Genomic DNA, 214 nt, shown 5'->3' on the forward strand with positions numbered 1-214 from the left:
CCAAGACGATCAGCATGTCGGCGCTGACCAATCAGGATGCTGCCGATCTGAGTCGTGCAGTCCGTAAAATCCTGCAGGAGCGCGGCGAGATCTCGACGCATGAAATCACCGTGCAGGCTATTGATCAGCGCGGCGAAACCTATGATCTCGCGATCGCTACGGGCGACCGGCTTCGGCTGTATCGTCGGACATGGGGCAGTGTGGATGGAAAGGG

The 214-nt window shown here is 58.9% G+C and carries 1 protein-coding gene; it reads left to right on the forward strand.

Features of this window, described 5'->3' with window-relative positions; translation table 11 throughout:
• Positions 1-214 (forward strand): hypothetical protein (locus B7449_RS18655; RefSeq protein WP_048884060.1); only part of this gene is annotated, 214 nt, incomplete at both ends.

The sequence above is a fragment of the Komagataeibacter intermedius TF2 genome (assembly GCF_000964425.1).
GTDB lineage: Bacteria > Pseudomonadota > Alphaproteobacteria > Acetobacterales > Acetobacteraceae > Komagataeibacter > Komagataeibacter intermedius.